The 15,786-nt window shown below is 64.3% G+C and carries 18 protein-coding genes and 1 tRNA gene; 10 read left to right on the top strand and 9 right to left on the bottom strand.

The window, feature by feature from the left end; translation table 11 throughout:
* The first annotated feature begins 4 nt into the window (after positions 1 to 4).
* From ATO9_RS08245 to ATO9_RS08225, 5 genes are read left to right on the top strand one after another with little or no spacing between them, the layout of a single operon-like run.
* Entirely contained in the window at positions 5 to 1,042 is a 1,038-nt protein-coding gene (locus tag ATO9_RS08245) for an SPOR domain-containing protein (RefSeq protein WP_043747501.1), read from the top strand.
* A complete protein-coding gene (gene nagZ / locus ATO9_RS08240) occupies positions 1,039 to 2,043 on the top strand; it encodes a beta-N-acetylhexosaminidase (RefSeq protein ID WP_043747500.1) in 1,005 nt (334 codons plus the stop codon). The genes ATO9_RS08245 and nagZ overlap by 4 nt, the downstream gene beginning before the upstream one ends.
* The gene (locus ATO9_RS08235) at positions 2,036 to 2,833 is read left to right on the top strand and encodes a segregation and condensation protein A (RefSeq protein ID WP_043747499.1); all 798 of its coding nucleotides are present in this window, start codon (positions 2,036 to 2,038) and stop codon (positions 2,831 to 2,833) included. Before nagZ ends, ATO9_RS08235 begins: the two co-directional genes overlap by 8 nt.
* The gene (scpB, locus tag ATO9_RS08230; protein ID WP_043747498.1) at positions 2,826 to 3,503 is read left to right on the top strand and encodes an SMC-Scp complex subunit ScpB; all 678 of its coding nucleotides are present in this window, start codon (positions 2,826 to 2,828) and stop codon (positions 3,501 to 3,503) included. Before ATO9_RS08235 ends, scpB begins: the two co-directional genes overlap by 8 nt.
* Positions 3,504 to 3,508: 5 nt before the next feature.
* On the top strand, positions 3,509 to 3,718 hold the full coding sequence (locus ATO9_RS08225; RefSeq protein ID WP_043747497.1) for a hypothetical protein: 210 nt from the start codon (positions 3,509 to 3,511) through the stop codon (positions 3,716 to 3,718).
* Here the strand turns inward: ATO9_RS08225 and ATO9_RS08220 are convergent.
* Positions 3,693 to 4,850, bottom strand: a complete 1,158-nt coding sequence (locus ATO9_RS08220; protein ID WP_043747496.1) for an MFS transporter — start codon at positions 4,848 to 4,850, stop codon at positions 3,693 to 3,695. The genes ATO9_RS08225 and ATO9_RS08220 overlap by 26 nt on opposite strands.
* A gap of 57 nt (positions 4,851 to 4,907) precedes the next feature.
* The gene (locus tag ATO9_RS08215; RefSeq protein WP_043747495.1) at positions 4,908 to 5,984 is read right to left on the bottom strand and encodes a 2'-deoxycytidine 5'-triphosphate deaminase; all 1,077 of its coding nucleotides are present in this window, start codon (positions 5,982 to 5,984) and stop codon (positions 4,908 to 4,910) included.
* A gap of 145 nt (positions 5,985 to 6,129) precedes the next feature.
* Here ATO9_RS08215 and ATO9_RS08210 point away from each other — a divergent pair, with 145 nt between their 5' ends.
* On the top strand, positions 6,130 to 7,278 hold the full coding sequence (locus ATO9_RS08210) for a thiolase domain-containing protein (RefSeq protein ID WP_043747494.1): 1,149 nt from the start codon (positions 6,130 to 6,132) through the stop codon (positions 7,276 to 7,278).
* The gene (locus tag ATO9_RS08205) at positions 7,275 to 7,664 is read left to right on the top strand and encodes a Zn-ribbon domain-containing OB-fold protein (RefSeq protein ID WP_043747493.1); all 390 of its coding nucleotides are present in this window, start codon (positions 7,275 to 7,277) and stop codon (positions 7,662 to 7,664) included. The genes ATO9_RS08210 and ATO9_RS08205 overlap by 4 nt, the downstream gene beginning before the upstream one ends.
* A 117-nt stretch (positions 7,665 to 7,781) precedes the next feature.
* On the opposite strand, the gene ATO9_RS08200 is transcribed toward ATO9_RS08205, so the two are convergent.
* From ATO9_RS08200 to ATO9_RS08170, 7 genes are all read right to left on the bottom strand, one after another.
* A tRNA-Pro gene (locus ATO9_RS08200) sits at positions 7,782 to 7,858 on the bottom strand.
* A 74-nt stretch (positions 7,859 to 7,932) separates the two neighbouring features.
* The gene (locus ATO9_RS24685) at positions 7,933 to 8,838 is read right to left on the bottom strand and encodes a MerR family transcriptional regulator (protein WP_081979499.1); all 906 of its coding nucleotides are present in this window, start codon (positions 8,836 to 8,838) and stop codon (positions 7,933 to 7,935) included.
* 16 nt (positions 8,839 to 8,854) lie between these two features.
* Positions 8,855 to 9,157: an integration host factor subunit alpha gene (gene ihfA, locus ATO9_RS08190; protein ID WP_043747492.1), complete on the bottom strand. Its 303-nt coding sequence runs from the start codon at positions 9,155 to 9,157 to the stop codon at positions 8,855 to 8,857.
* 149 nt (positions 9,158 to 9,306) lie between these two features.
* On the bottom strand, positions 9,307 to 10,281 hold the full coding sequence (locus ATO9_RS08185) for a beta-ketoacyl-ACP synthase III (RefSeq protein ID WP_043747491.1): 975 nt from the start codon (positions 10,279 to 10,281) through the stop codon (positions 9,307 to 9,309).
* Complete coding sequence (gene plsX, locus ATO9_RS08180; RefSeq protein WP_052418189.1) at positions 10,278 to 11,408, bottom strand: phosphate acyltransferase PlsX; 1,131 nt, start codon at positions 11,406 to 11,408, stop codon at positions 10,278 to 10,280. The genes ATO9_RS08185 and plsX overlap by 4 nt, the downstream gene beginning before the upstream one ends.
* Positions 11,409 to 11,443: 35 nt before the next feature.
* Positions 11,444 to 11,650, bottom strand: coding sequence for a 50S ribosomal protein L32 (rpmF, locus tag ATO9_RS08175; protein ID WP_043747490.1), 207 nt, complete (start codon positions 11,648 to 11,650; stop codon positions 11,444 to 11,446).
* Positions 11,651 to 11,815: 165 nt separating this feature from the next.
* Positions 11,816 to 12,406 carry a YceD family protein gene (locus ATO9_RS08170; protein ID WP_043747489.1) on the bottom strand — a complete coding sequence of 197 codons (591 nt, stop codon included), beginning with the start codon at positions 12,404 to 12,406 and terminating at the stop codon, positions 11,816 to 11,818.
* Between the two features lie 55 nt (positions 12,407 to 12,461).
* On the opposite strand from ATO9_RS08170, the gene ATO9_RS08165 reads away from it, so the two are divergent.
* From ATO9_RS08165 to ATO9_RS08155, 3 genes are all read left to right on the top strand, one after another.
* A complete protein-coding gene (locus ATO9_RS08165; RefSeq protein WP_238318697.1) occupies positions 12,462 to 12,986 on the top strand; it encodes an outer membrane protein assembly factor BamE in 525 nt (174 codons plus the stop codon).
* A 124-nt stretch (positions 12,987 to 13,110) separates the two neighbouring features.
* A complete protein-coding gene (locus ATO9_RS08160; RefSeq protein ID WP_052418187.1) occupies positions 13,111 to 13,848 on the top strand; it encodes a GNAT family N-acetyltransferase in 738 nt (245 codons plus the stop codon).
* Between the two features lie 117 nt (positions 13,849 to 13,965).
* A complete protein-coding gene (locus tag ATO9_RS08155; protein ID WP_043747488.1) occupies positions 13,966 to 15,786 on the top strand; it encodes an ABC-F family ATP-binding cassette domain-containing protein in 1,821 nt (606 codons plus the stop codon).

Raw genomic sequence — 15,786 nt, 5'->3', positions numbered from 1 at the left:
GAAAATGGCAGACTATCAGGCGGAGTCCGGTCCGGACCACCCTTCCATGTCCGTTGGGACGATGATCAACGCTGCAGGTGGGCTTGTGTCCATCGCGCTTGTCATCGGCATCGGCGTCTGGGGCTACAAGATGGTGGCCCGTGATGTCAGTGGCGTTCCCGTGGTGCGTGCGGCCTCTGGTGCGATGCGTGTGGCGCCAGAGAACCCGGGTGGCACCCTTTCCAACAACATGGGGCTTGCGGTGAACAAGGTTGCCGCGGAAGGCGTGGCCGAGAAACCCGCGGATCGGCTTGTGCTGGCGCCGCCGCCGGTTCAGTTGACGCTGGAGGATTCCCCGCAGGACGCGCTGGTGTTGAACAAGGTCGATCGCCCGACCGAGGCCGCCGCGCGCCCAGAAGCCGAAACGCCTGCCGCCGATGACCGTGCTGACGACGATGCCATTGCCGCACTGACGGCCAGCCTGCTGGAAGGCGCGACGCCACTGTCGGGCGAGGAGATCGAAAGCTCTGCCGATGGCGCGATTGCCGAAGCGCTGCGCAATGCCCAGAACGTCGCGGCCTCCGGCACTGAAACCGCCGTGGCAGAGGAACCCACGATCAAGACGATCACCGCCCGCAACGTGCCGGCCCGGTCCCTGCGGCCCAAGATGCGCCCGGCGGTCATTCGCGCCGCCGCTACCACGACCGAGGCGGACCAGGTGACGCAGGTCGCCCAGGCGGAAGAAGAACTGCCGATCACCGCGCCTGCGCCGATTGAGGCCGGGCTGGACGTCGCCCCCGAAACCATCCCCGCCGGCACCCGCCTGGCCCAGCTGGGCGCCTATGACAGCGAGGCGACCGCGCGCAAGGAATGGGACCGTTTCAACACGCGGTTCCAGGACTATATGGCCGGAAAACAGCGGGTTATCCAAAAGGCCTCTTCCGGTGGTCGAACCTTCTACCGGCTGCGGGTCATGGGCTTCACCGACATGTCCGCCGCACGCCATTTCTGCGCCGCTCTCGTTGCCGCCAATGCCGACTGCATCCCGGTGGTGACCAAGTGACATTCGGCGCGACGATACTCGATGCCGAAGGCACACGGCTGAGCGCGGATGAAAAGACCCTGTTCCGCGAAGCCGATCCCTTTGGCTTCATCCTGTTTGCCCGCAATATCGAGGACGGCAACCAGCTGCGCGCGCTCTGTGACGAGATGCGCGAGGCCGTGGGCCGTGATGCGCCGATCCTGATCGACCAGGAAGGCGGACGGGTTCAGCGCCTGCGGCCGCCACTTGCGCGCGACTGGACCCCGCCGCTGGATTTCGCCCAGGCCGCCGGAGCAGAAGCGCACAAGGCGATGTACCTGCGCTACCTGCTGATCGCGCTGGAACTGCGCAGCTACGGGATCGACGTGAATTGCGCGCCGATGGTCGACGTGCCGCGCGAAAATACCCATGATTTCCTGACCGACCGCTGTTATGGCCGCACACCGGCCGATGCCGCGGCGCTTGGCCGGGCCGTGTCGATGGGGCTGATGGCGGGCGGCGTTCTGCCGGTGCTGAAACACATTCCCGGCCATGGCCTGGCGACGCAGGACAGCCACCATGACCTGCCCATCGTTTCGGCCTCGGAAAGCGAGCTGGACCAGGTGGATTTCGCGCCCTTCAAGGTGCTGAACGACCTGCCGATGGCGATGACCGCCCATGTCGTCTACGAAGCCTATGGTCCGCTGCCGGCGACGATGTCGCCGCGCATGATCCAGGTGATCCGGAACGAGATCGGCTTCGACAATCTGCTGATGACCGACGATATCTCGATGAAGGCGCTGCAGGGCAGCTATGCCGAGATCACCCAGGGCTCGCTTGCCGCCGGGTGCGATGTCGTGCTGCTGTGCAATGCCACGCTCGTCGAGAAGATCGAAGTCGCAGAGGCCGCCGGGCTGATGACGCCGATTGCGCAGGAGCGTGCCGAGAGGGCGCTCGCGCTGCGCAATCAGGCCAGCGAGGTTGACATTCACGCCGTCGAAGAGAAGCTGGAAGCTCTCTTGAACGGTCGGGGCGATGGCTGAGGACGACTTATTCCAGGAAGACAAGCTGAGCGTGTCGGACCGCCTTGCGGCCGAGGCTCTCATCATCGACGTCGACGGGTTCGAAGGCCCGCTGGACCTGTTGCTGACGCTGGCACGGACCCAGAAGGTCGATCTGCTGAAGATCTCGGTGCTGCAATTGTCGGAGCAGTACCTGATCTTCGTGGAAAAGGCCAAGGAACTGCGGATCGAACTGGCCGCGGATTACCTCGTCATGGCGGCCTGGCTCGCCTTCCTGAAGAGCCGCCTGTTGCTGCCCCCCGATCCCGAAGCGGAAGGGCCGTCGGGCGATGAACTGGCCGCGCACCTGGCGTTTCAGCTGGAACGGCTGGCCGCGATGCGCGATGCGGCGGCGCGGCTGATGGCGCGGGACCAGAAGGGGCGTGACTTCTTTGCGCGGGGGATCACCGAGGACGTGGAGCGGATCAAGAATGTCGAATATTCCGCCACACTGCTGGACCTCATGCAGGCCTATGCGCGGATCCGCACGAAGGACGAGTTTCGCCCCTATGTCATGGATCGCGATAACGTCTTCACCATGGAACAGGCGCTGGACCGGATGCGCGGCATGATCGGCTTTGCCGGGTCCTGGACCGATATCATGTCCTATCTGCCCGGCGGTTGGGACAACGACCCGTCGCGCCGGCGCTCGGCCACGGCGGCGACCTTCGCAGCGGCGCTGGAATTGGTGAAGGAAGGCCATGCGGAGATCCGGCAGAGCGAGACGTTCTCGCCGATCCAGCTGAGACACAGGACCAACCGAGATGGCTGAGGAGACGGATGTCCGCCCGCACCAGAGCAAGCCGGCCAATGAATCGCTGTTCGAGACGCCACCGATGGCGGAACAGGAGCGTATGGTCGAGGCGATCCTCTTTGCCTCTGCCGATCCGGTGACGATCGCCGACATGAACGCGCGCATGCCACATGGCTGCGACGCGAAGGAGGCGGTGGAACATCTGCACAATCGCTACGAGGGGCGCGGCGTCCGCGTGGTGCGCGTCGGTGAGGCCTATGCGATCCGCACGGCGCCGGATCTGGGTTACCTGATGCAGAAGGAAACCACCGAAACACGGAAACTTTCCCGCGCGGCCATCGAAACCCTGGCCATTATCGCCTATCATCAGCCTGTGACCCGCGCCGAGATCGAAGAGATCCGCGGCGTGTCGGTGTCGCGCGGCACGATCGATCTGTTGATCGAGATGGAATGGATCCGCTTTGGCCGCCGCCGCATGACACCGGGCCGACCCGTCACCTTCGTGGTGACTCCCGGCTTCCTGGATCATTTCGGGCTGGAAACGGCGCGCGATCTTCCGGGGTTGAAAGAGCTGAGGGCGGCTGGCCTGCTGGACAATCGTCCGCCCCCCGGGCTGGCCGAGCTGGACCAGGTCGACGACGACGAGGACGATGGCGACGAGGGCCAGGGCGAAATGTTCGAGGAGTGACTCAGATGAACGTAGACAGATTGATCCAGATGTTCATCCGCCGGTTCATCGGGCGGGCCATGAACCGGGGTATCGATGCCGGGATCGACAAGTTCGGCGGCAAGAAGGGGCAAGGCCAAGGTCAGGGCAACAAGGCCCAGTCCCGTCAGGCGCGACAGACCGCGAAACGGGCCAAGCAGGCCGCGCGGATCACCCGTCGGATGGGGCGGTTCTGAGCTCTTCCTTCGGGGTCGTCAGGCTTTCGATCACCGCTGCGCCGACGCAGATCGCCGAAAGCAGGTTGCACAGCATCAGCCCGCCGGCCTCGTAAGCCGGGCGGAAGGCCAGCGCGCCGCCGGTGACCGCGATATAGGTCACGGCAGAGTTCAGGCCCAGTACGGCGCCCCGCTGCGACGCGTCCAGCGAAGACAGCCGCGAGACGACGAAGTTCAGTCCAAGGTGCTGCACAATTCCCCAGAGCAGGGCAAAGCCGGTCAGCAGGGCAAAGGTGCCGCCGAACCCGGCCAGGACGAGGTAGATCATCGTCAGGCCAGTGAAGGACAGAATGCCGGCCTGCCGCTGTGGCAGCCGGTCGACATAGCGGTCGATCAGGGCGGCCAGGCCGAAGCCCGTTCCATAGAACAGGGTGACCACTGCGGCGCGGTCGGTGCCAAGGCCAAGCGCCTCGTCAACATGGGCGCCGATGAAGGCGTAGGTTCCGTAGAAACCCAGCATCAGGGCCATGGCCGCAAATAACCCGCGCCCAATCCCGGGCACGCGCAGCGCGGTCAGCGGCGAGGTCGGGCTGGTTGACAGCTTTTCCACCCGCAGATCAATGCGTTGCATCACAATGAAGACGGCGACGATGGCCAGTAAGAGCGCCCAGTAGACCGCGCGCCACCCGGCCCATTCGGCCAGAAACCCCGACCCCGCGACGCCCCCGACCAGTGCCAACGTCCAGCCCGACAGGACGAGGCCCATGGTGCGCTTTTCCTCGCCCTTCGGGCCCAGTTGCGGTGCCAGAGAATAGATCGCCGGGATGGCCATGCCTGCGCCGATGCCGCCGAGGGCCTGCGCGCCGATCAGCGCCCATTTGCTGCCTGCGAGGATCGACAGGATCATAGACAGGATCAGGATGACCACCGATTGCTTCAGCGCCTTGTCCGGCCCGATCACGTCGGCACGCGGGGCCAGGAAGATGGCAGAGATCGCCGTGGTGATGCCGTAGGCTGCCGCAGCCTGCACGATTTCGGCCGGGTCGCCACCAAGGTCGCGCGCCACCGCCCCGGTGATCGGGGCCAGAACCATGGAATTCGCCCCCACGACGGCAATGGCTGCGGTCAATAGGGCGACGGGTCGTGAGATCATGTTTGTCCTGCAAGAACAGAGGGGTAGGGAGGGAAGCTGCGCCGACGGTTGAGGGGGTCAATCCGATTTGAAGTGCTTGGCGAGTTTCAGTCCCTGGCCCTGGTAGTTGGATTTGATATCCGCGCCATACAGGGTTTCCGGGGCCTCCGCCATCCGTTCATAGACCAGCCGGCCCACGACCTGGCCGTGTTCCAGCACGAAGGGCGCCTCGTGACAGCGCACCTCGAGCACGCCGCGGGACCCGGCGCCGCCCGCGGCATCGTGACCAAAGCCCGGATCGAAGAAGCCCGCGTAATGCACGCGGAATTCGCCGACCATGGCGAGGTAGGGGGCCATCTCGGCGGCGTAGTCGGGCGGGATCGTCACCGCCTCCCGGCTGACCAGGATGTAGAACGCGCCCGGGTCGAGGATGATGCGGCCCTTGTCGGTGCGAACGCGGTCCCAGAAATCCGAAGGATCGTAATGGTTTATCAGATCCAGGTCGATCACGCCGGTATGCGGTTTGGCGCGGTAGCCGACAATGTCGTCCGGACCCGCGCGCAGATCGACAGAAAAGCCCAAGCCGCCTTCGATCACCGGGGTGCCATCGACGAGCGGGGTTTCCATGTGCAGGCGGCGCAGCGCGGCATCGTCCAGCACCGCATCGCCCGCGCGGAACCGGATCTGGTTCAGGCGCATCCCTGGACGGACGAGGACAGAGAAACTTCGCGGACAGATCTCGGCAAAGAGCGGGCCGATATAGCCGGGCGGAATGCGGTCGAACTCGGTCCCGCCATCGACAATGCAGCGGGTCAGCAGGTCAAGCCGCCCGGTCGAGCTTTTGGCGTTGGTCACCGCCTGGACGCCGCCCGGAAGCGCGAGGGATTCCATCAGCGGGACAACGTAAACGCAGCCCTTTTCCAGAACCGCGCCGTTGGTCAGGTCGATCTGATGCATCTCGAACTCTGCCAGTCGGTCGGAGACAGTGCCTTCGGACCCGGCCAGGAATGAAGCGCGGACACGGTAAGCCTTTGTTCCCAAACGCAGATCAATGCTGGCCGGCTGAATCTGCGCTTCAGTGATCTCGGGCGTGCCGGCGATCTGTCCGCGGGTGATCATCTGGCGCAGGTGCTGGCTGGGAATAATGCCGCTCATGTTACCTCCATCGGTCGCGGGCCACGTTACGCTGCACGCGCGGCGAAGGAAAGACGGGCTGCAATCACGCCGATGCCCTGACCCGTCTGGACAGTTACTTACCGAGCGGTAAGATGGGCCGGAAAACTCAGGAGGAGACAGTAGTTTGAGCATCAAGGGCGTTGCCAGCATCGTTGGCATCTACGAGCACCCGTTGCGCAAGGCACCGGACAAATCGACACCGCAATTGCATTACGAATGTGCCCAGGGCGCGCTGGCGGATGCGGGACTGACCTTCGACGATGTCGACGGATATTTCTGCGCGGGCGATGCCGGTTGGTTCATGTCGATCGTCGATTACATGGGGCTGCGCAACCTGACCTATTTCGACGCCACCGATATCGGCGGATCATCCTATATCGCGCATCTGAACGACGCCGCGACGGCGATTGCCATGGGGCGCTGCAAGGTGGCTCTGGTCACCCTCGCGGGGCGACCGCGCAGTGAAAAGCCGATGCCGCGCCCCAAGGGGCCCGAAGCGGGTTGGGAAATGCCCTATGGTGGCTCACCGCCGAACATCTACGCCCTGGCCGCGCAGCGCCACATGCATGAATTCGGTACGACAAGCGAACAGCTGGCCTGGATCAAGGTCGCTGCGTCGCATCATGCGCAACACAATGAACACGCCATGCTGCGCGATGTCGTGACGGTCGAAGAGGTGCTGGAAAGCCCGATGATCGCCGACCCGCTGCACCGGATGGATTGCTGTGTCGTGTCGGAAGGCGGCGGCGCGTTCATCGTCACCACGCCCGAGATCGCAAAGTCGCTGGGCAAGCCCGACGTGCGCCTGCAGGGGGCTGCGCAAGCGATCAAGGGGCAGGGCGGGGGCAAGATCGACCTGACCTATTCCGGCGCGGTCCATACGGGTCCGAAGGCGATGGAAGAGGCCGGGGTGAAACCGTCCGATATCAAGTACGCCTCGATCTATGACAGTTTCACCATCACCGTGCTGATGCAGCTTGAGGATTGCGGCTTCTGCGAAAAGGGTGAGGGCGGCAAGTTCGTCGCCGATGGCAACCTGATCTCGGGTCAGGGCAAGCTGGCCTTCAACACCGATGGTGGGGGCCTGTGCAACAACCACCCTGTCAATCGTGGTGGTCTGACCAAGGTGCTGGAAGCCGTCCGGCAATTGCGCGGAGAGGCGCATCCGGCCGTCCAGGTCCCCGATTGCAGCCTCGCCTTCGTCACCGGGATCGGCGGCACGCTTGCCGTGCGCCACGGTGCCGCCTCTGCCGTTCTGGAGCGTATTTCATGAGCTACGACAAGATACCCGCCCCCGATATCAACCCGGAAAGCAAACCCTTCTGGGATGCCGCCGCCGAGGGAAAGTTTCTGCTGCGTCGCTGCCCCGCCTGCGGAGAGGCGCATTTCTGGCCCCGCACGATCTGCCCGCTCTGCCACAAGGCCGACACCGAATGGGAGGAAAGCCCGGGCGAAGGCACGATCTACACCTGGACGGTCATGCGGAAATCGCCCCGCGGGCCCTTTGCGCTGGCCTACCTCGAGCTCGACGAGGGGCCGCGCGTCTACGTGCAGTTCCGCCCCGAGGACAATGACGACCTGGCCATCGGCAAACGGGCCAAGATCATGTTCCACCCGGTGCAGGACGACAAACCGATGATGTTCGCCAAGCTCATCTGAACCAGTCCGCCCGTTGTCATCGTGATGGCGGGCGGCCCTTTGACAGCCAAACGGGCGCGAGTGCGCCAGCTTTGGCTATTCTACCATCATGTCAGTGAAGTTACCGGTCGGTGTAAATGGTCGGGCTAGCAGGACTCGAACCTGCGACCTTCCGTCCCCCAGACGGACGCGCTACCAGGCTGCGCTATAGCCCGACGGTCCGGCTTTCATATCGAATTCGGCGCGAGGGGCAAGGGGCAATCTGGCCTGATTTGGAATTTCCGGCGTTTCAAACGCCTTGCCGGTCAAGCCAATCCTGAAGCTGTCCCGACAATTGCCGAATCGCCGCGATATCCGCCTTGGGAAACGGTGCCGTGCGTTCACAGATATCGGCCAGAAGCGGATGCGGGATCGGCGGGGGCGCGACGGGCGCAGAACTTGCCGCAGCTGCGACAGGTTGCGGGGCTGGCTCCGGTCTCGGCTCAGCCATCGGAGCCGGTGTCGGCTCTGGCGTTTCTTCCGCGGCACCGGATTCGGGCTCAGGCGCGAAAATATTTGCAACGACAGGCGCTTCGAGAGGCGCGCTGACGCTGTCTTCCTCGCTGTCGACACTGATATCAGGGGCGAATTCGGCGTCGATTCCCACCTGTTGCACCGGTTCGAACGTGGTCACGTTGCTGGGCGCGTCTTCGGGCGGTTCGGGCGTTTCGACAGGCTCGGAACTTACTGCAACCTGCGGCTCCGAAGGGGCCTCGACGGTGTCTTCGGCGACCGGATCGGGCAGGGCGGCGATCTCCGGTTCCGGGGTCGGCTCCGGCATAGGCGTGGGCTCTGGCGCGGAGACAGGGGCCGGATGGGCGTCCGGTTCCGGGGTGCTGCGGGTGGTAAAGCTGGCCTCGGCCACCGCCTGGGTGACATCGTCCAAAGGTTGCGACATCGCGGAGACGTGACCTATGCCCTTGTCACGCAAGAGTTTTTGCACGCCCTTGATGGTCATCCCGTCATCGTGGAGAAGACGTTTGATACCGCCCAGAAGCTCCATGTCGGAGGGGCGGTAATAGCGGCGTCCGCCGGCCCGTTTGACCGGCTTCACCTGCGTGAATTTGCTTTCCCAGAAACGCAGCACATGTGCGGGAGTGTCCAGCCACTCCGACACTTCGCTGATGGTCCGGAAGGCGTCGGCGGATTTTGCCATTCGCCAGTCGTCCCCCTTAGCGGCGGTTGCCCTCGGCAACGCGATCTTTCATCAGGTGGGACGGGCGGAAGGTCAGCACGCGACGCGGAGAGATCGGGACCTCTTCGCCGGTCTTGGGGTTGCGGCCGACGCGGGCCGCCTTGTCCCGGACCGAGAAGGTCCCGAAGGACGAGATCTTGACCTGTTCGCCCTCGACCAGGGCGTCGGACAGATGCGACAGGATGGATTCGACGAGCTGCGCGGATTCATTGCGAGACAATCCGACCTCCCGGAAGACCGCTTCGCTCAGATCCAGACGTGTGAGTGTCTTTTCGCTCATTCCCGTACCTCCACCGTTCGACCCGAGAGGGCCGTTTTACTTCCCATAACGGGCATCCTGCGGCACGGATTTTTCCGAGTCAATATCAAGTACTTGGAAGACGCTCTTCAGCGAGGCGCCGCGCCCGGCGAACCGGGGCGGGGACGCTGTTACCAGCGCATCACCACCGACCCCCAGGCCAGTCCGCCGCCGATCGCCTCGGCCACCAGAAGGTCGCCCGGCTTGATCTTGCCCTGTTCCACGCCGACCGACAGGGCCAGCGGGATCGACGCGGCAGAGGTGTTGCCGTGGTCCTGAACGGTGACGATCACCTTGTCCATCGGCAGGCCCATCTTTTTGGCAGTGCCCTGGATGATGCGGATATTGGCCTGGTGCGGCACGATCCAGTCGACATCGTCGCTGGTCAGGTTGGCCTTTTCCAGCGCGTGATGCGCGGTGCTGGTCAGTTTCTCGACCGCTTGGCGGAACAGCGGGTTGCCCTGCATCCGCAGCTTGCCCGCCGTGCCGGAGGTGGAAACCCCGCCATCGACATAGAGCATCTCGCGATACCGGCCGTCGGAGTTCAGATCGGTGCTGAGGATGCCACGATCGTCGCTATGCCCGGACCCGGTCCGCGCCTCGAGGATCAGCGCACCGGCGCCGTCGCCGAACAGCACGCAGGTGGCCCGGTCTTCCCAGTCCATGATGCGCGAAAAGGTTTCGGCGCCGATCACCAGGACGCGTTCCGCCTGGCCCGACAGCACCATTCCGTTGGCATTGGCCAAAGCAAAGATGAACCCGGCGCAAACCGCCTGGACGTCGAAGCCGAAACCGCGCGTCATGCCCAGTTCGTTCTGCACCATGGTCGCCACGGACGGAAAGGTGAGGTCCGGGGTTGAGGTCGCCACGATCACCGCGTCGATATCGTCGGGGGCAAGCTCGGCCATGGCCAGCGCCTTGCGCGCCGCATGGGCCGCCATCTGGCTGGTGGTTTCGCCGTCCGCCGCGAAGTGACGACGTTCGATTCCGGAACGGGACCGGATCCATTCGTCGGACGTGTCGAGGGTGGCTTCGAATTCTTGATTGGGGACAACCCGTTCGGGCAGGTAATGCCCGATCCCGGTTGGCACGGCACGCACTGTCATTCTGCTACCTTAGTTACTGCCGCGGCATCCTGTTCTGGGACCGTCGCAGATGCAACCCGTGCTTTGATCTTGTTGGCGAGATCCTTCTGAGCCAGCTGGAAGGCCAGCTTGACCGCGGCCGCAACACCGGTCGCATCGGCGGAGCCGTGGGATTTCACGACCGTTCCGTTCAGGCCCAGGAAAACGCCGCCATTGACCCGGCGCGGGTCGATGCGTTTCTGCAGCCGCCGCATGGAGGTCAGCGCCAGCAGCGCCGCGATGCGCGACAAGGGCGAGAACTTGAACGCTTCTTTCAGCAGGTCGCCGATCAGCTTGGCGGTGCCTTCACCGGTCTTGATCGCCACGTTGCCGGTGAACCCGTCGGTGACGATCACGTCGCAACTGTCGCCGGGAATATCACCGCCTTCAACGAAGCCGACGAACTCGAAACCGGCATTCGGGGCCGCAGCCTCGATCATGTCATGGGCGGATTTCAGCTCTGCACGGCCCTTGTTTTCCTCGGTCCCGACATTGAGCAGTCCGATACGGGGATGTTCGATGGCCATGCCGTTGCGGGCATAGGAGGCGCCCATCAGCGCGAATTGCAGTAAATCGTCCTCGTCCGCGCGGACATCGGCGCCGACATCCAGCATGACGTTGAAACCCGAGGGATTGCGAGAGGGCCAGAGCACTGCGATGGCCGGGCGATTCACGCCGGGCAGCTTGCGCAGGCGGATCATCGACAGCGCCATAAGCGCCCCGGTATTGCCGCAGGACACGGCAACCGTCGCCTCGCCGTTGCGCACCGATTCCAGCGTCGACCACATAGAGGTGTCCCGGCCATGGCGTACAACCTGGCTGGGCTTGTCCGTCATCTTGACGGTGTCCTTGGCGTCACGGATTTCGCACCGGCCACGCAAATGCTTGCGCCGGTTCACCAACCGTTTCAGGTCGGCCGCATTGCCATGCAGGATGAAAGCAACCCGGGGGTTCTTCTTGGCCGATCGGGCAATACCCGCTACAACGGCGGCCGGACCCCGGTCGCCGCCCATGGCGTCAACGGAAATGACGATGCGGCCATCGGATAGGGGGACGGAGGTCCCCCCTTCACTGGGACCCGCTGGCGTCTGACTGTGCTCGTCGCTCATGCGGGTATGCCCGAAATCCGTTTGCCTTTGTTGGCTTATGCCGCGTCGTCGTCCAGATCGATGTCGTCGGCCATCGCCACGACTTCACGATCCGCGTAGCTGCCGCAGGACGGGCAGACGTGGTGCGGACGCTTCAGTTCCCCGCAGGAGGGGCATTCGTTCGGGTTTGCAGCCACGAGGGAGTCATGCGCGCGACGGTTGTTGCGCCGGGACTTCGAGACTTTGTTCTGTTGGACAGCCATGTCGCAACCTTTACCTATTGGGGCCAAGCCGGAAGATGTGGCAGGGCCCGAGTTTCGTCGATGCGCCGCTCATAATCTTTCATGGGCTACGCATTCAAGTTCAAATCGGATGAGCGCGCGAAAATACTTCAGAACACCAAAAGTGCAAGCGATTCTTCGACCCGCTCATTTATCCTCCGGGTCCTCGCTGTCACCTGCCAGCTTGTCCCGCAGGGAAGCAAGGCCGGCAAAGGGCTTCACGTCCTCATCTTCCAGCGGTTTGGTGCCCGGCTCAGCGAAGGTGGCACCGCCCATGGCGGCTCCGTCGGCCCGGGGATAGAGCGGCAGGGCCAGCGCCAGCGCTTCTTCCATGACCTCGGCCACGTCGATGACCTGGGGCAGGGGCTCCAAGCTGTCATCTTCGGGCATGGGCACGCCATCGGCATCGGCCTGGGCACGGGCCTCGGCCTCTGCGGCTTCGATATCGGGGGTATAGCGGCGCAGCGCGGTTTCCTCGACCCGCGTGGTCACCGGATCCAGCGTGACGACGCAGCTTTGCACCACGGTGGCGCCCAGATCAGCCTCCAGCACCCAGCCACGGCTGCCCTCGGGGCGCAAGGACCCCGCGAACCGCAGCTTGCGGATATCCAGTATCTTCAGCCGCTCCGCGATCTTGGCGCGTTGGTCGGCAGTCGGAACGACCTCGAACCGGGTCTCGCGCCGGTCCGGCAGGTCGGCAACGCGGAACCGGGTCTGGTCTGGCTCAGCCTTGGGCATGGTGCGATCCTTTCTTGAACCGGGGCAAGAAGTTGATGTAATCGGGATAAAAGCCATGCGCGGCCCTGACAAGGGGTGCTTTGGCGTGGCAATTGAAGGGGCCGACATGACCGAAGTAATGCAGACGACCCGCGGTCCGGCAAGGCGCGTGATGCGCGGGGTTGTCCTGGGCGTGGCGCTGTTCGCCCTCGCGGCCTGTGCCGAACGTATCCGCAACCATGGCTACGTGCCCACCGATGACGACCTGTCCCAGATCACCGTCGGCGTGGACACCCGCGACACGGTCGAGGAGGTGCTGGGCGCGCCGTCGACCTCGGGTGTCGCGGATGCCAGCGGGTTCTACTACGTGCGCAGCCAGTTCCGTCACTTCGCCTATCTCGAACCGAAAGAGATCAACCGCGAACTGGTCGCGGTGACCTTCGACGGCGACGGCGTGGTGCAGAATATCGAACGCTACGGGTTGGAAGACGGCCAGACCGTCGTGCTGTCGCGGCGCGTGACGACGAACGAAGGCGATGGCGACGGCATCCTGCAGCAATTGCTGCGCAGCCTCGGCAATTTCGTGCCCTCTACGCTGTAACTGGCCGTGCCTCTGCTGCCCGCCGCGCCCGCGCGGCGGCAGCGTCATCAAATCGATACATCTTGCAGGCATTCCGCAGGCAGCTTACCTGTTTGAGACACGGGCTTTCCGTGGAGGTGATTTGATGCTGTCACTGAAGAAAGGGCGCTACCGCGCCCGGTTTGCGGAAACCGCCGAGGATATCGGCGCGGCCCAGGCCCTGCGCACCCTGGCGTTTCGGGGCGATCGCGAGGCCGAGCTTGATGCCGACATGTTCGACGACATCTGCGATCATGTCCTCGTCGAGGATCAGCGCAGCGGCGACCTGGTCTGCTGTTTCCGTATCCTGCCTTTGACCGGCGGCCAGGAAATCGCCCGATCCTATTCCGCACAATATTACGAGCTTTCCGCGCTGGAGGCCTTTCCCGGCAAGATGGTCGAGATGGGCCGCTTCTGCATCGACCCGTCGGTCAAGGACCCTGACATCCTGCGCGTCGCCTGGGGCGCGATGACCACCTATGTGGACGAGCAGGGCGTGGAGATGCTGTTCGGCTGTTCGTCCTTCCACGGCACGGATGCCGACCAATACCTGGATGCCTTCGCGATGCTGAAGGAACGCCACCTCGCGCCGAAACGCTGGCTGCCGCGGGTGAAGGCGCCGAAGGTATTCAACTTTGCCCAGAAACTGCGCCGCAAGCCCGATGCCAAGCTTGCGATGCTGCGAATGCCACCGCTGCTGCGGACCTACCTGCTGATGGGCGGTTGGGTCAGCGACCATGCGGTCGTGGACAGCCACATGAACACGCTGCACGTCTTCACCGGGCTGGAAATCAACGCGATCCCGCCCGCGCGCAAACGTCTGCTTCGGGCGACGACCGGCTGATCCTGATCCAAAGGCGCGCCTGCGGCGCATGCGATCCATGGCGTCTCTTGCGGGGCAAGAGCCGCGGTGGCGCCAAGCGGCCTTGACGGCGCCAAGGCACCGGCGTAGCGGAGCGGAATGGCACGTACACCCCTTTTGCAATTGTCTGAAATCTCGCTCACCTTCGGGGGCGATCCTGTCTTTGATGCTTTGTCGCTGGTCGTGCAGCCGGGGGACCGGCTGGCACTGGTCGGGCGCAACGGATCGGGCAAATCCACGCTGATGAAGGTGATGGCGGGCCTTGTCGATGTCGACCGCGGCGACCGGATCGTGTCGCCCGGCGTGTCCGTCGGCTACATGGAGCAGGATCCGGATATGGGCGCCTATGCGACCCTGGGCGATTTTGCGTCTGCCAGCCTGGATCCCAGCGAACATTACAAGGTCGAAATGGCCAGCGAAGGTCTGAAATTCGACCCGGCCCGCCCGGTCGACACGGCCTCTGGCGGGGAGCGGCGGCGGGCGGCGCTGGCGCGGCTGATGGCCGAGGCGCCGGACCTGATGCTCCTGGACGAGCCGACCAACCACCTGGATATCGAGGCGATCGCGTGGCTGGAAGCAGAGCTGAAACAGACCCGTGCGGGCTTTGTCCTGATCTCGCACGACCGCGCGTTTCTCAAGGCGCTGACCCGCGGCACGCTCTGGATCGATCGTGGGGCGGTCCGACGGCAGGAAGAGGGCTTTGCCGGGTTCGAGGCCTGGCGCGACAAGCTCTGGGAAGAAGAGGACATTGCCCGCCACAAGCTGAACCGCAAGATCAAGGCCGAGGCCCGCTGGGCCGTCGAGGGCATCTCGGCCCGTCGCAAGCGCAACCAGGGCCGCGTGCGCGCGCTTCAGGACCTGCGCGCCGAACGCGCCGCGCAGATCAAGCGCCAGGGCGTCGCGGCGATGGAGTTGAGCGCCGGTCCCAAATCCGGCCGCAAGGTGATCGAGGCGACGGGCCTGACGAAACGCTTCGGTGACGAGGTCATCGTCAACGGGCTGGACCTGCGTATCATGCGCGGCGACCGCGTCGCCTTTGTCGGGCCGAACGGGGTGGGCAAGACGACCCTGATCAAGCTGCTGATGGGCGAAATCGCACCGGACGAGGGAACGGTCACCCAGGGCTCCAACATCCTGCCGGCGGTCTTCGATCAGAGCCGTGCCGCGCTCGACCCCGATCAGAGCCTTTGGGAAAACCTCGTCGGCGACAAGGAAATGCGCGTCTCCGGCCAGGCCGACCAGGTGCTGGTGCGCGGTCAGCCGAAACATGTCGTGGGCTATCTCAAGGAGTTCCTCTTCGACGAGGCGCAGGCGCGTGCGCCGGTCCGGTCCCTGTCGGGCGGGGAAAAGGCGCGACTGCTTCTGGCCAAGCTTATGGCACGGGAAAGCAACCTGCTGGTGCTGGACGAACCGACCAACGACCTGGATATCGAAACGCTCGATCTGTTGCAGGAATTGCTGGACGATTATGACGGTACGGTCCTGCTGGTCAGCCACGACCGGGATTTCATCGACCGCGTCGCCGCCACCACCATTGCCTTCGAGGGGCGCGGGCGCGTCACCGTCTATGCCGGCGGGTGGAGCGATTACCAGGCGCAGAAATCTGCCGATGCACCGGTGGCGAAGGGCACGGCCAAGCCGCGCAAGGAAACCACCCCCGCCGCCACGCCCAAAGCCGAAGCCGACGGGCTGAGTTTCACCGAACGCCACCGGCTGGAGGAACTGCCCGGCGTGATCGACCGCCTGACCGCGGAAATCGCCAAGCTCGAGGATTTCCTGGCCCAGCCGAACCTCTATTCCGAGGAACCGGTGAAATTCGCCAAGGGCACCGAGGCGCTGGTGGAGCGGCAGAAAGCCCTGGCCGCCGCTGAGGAGGAATGGCTGGAGCTTGAGGAAAAGGCCGAAACCTCAGCAGGTTGA

It is taken from the genome of Pseudooceanicola atlanticus (genome assembly GCF_000768315.1).
GTDB classification, from domain to species: Bacteria; Pseudomonadota; Alphaproteobacteria; order Rhodobacterales; family Rhodobacteraceae; genus Pseudooceanicola; species Pseudooceanicola atlanticus.
Note: the sequence above shows the minus strand (reverse complement) of the source record. Positions and strands in the feature narration are given on the sequence as shown.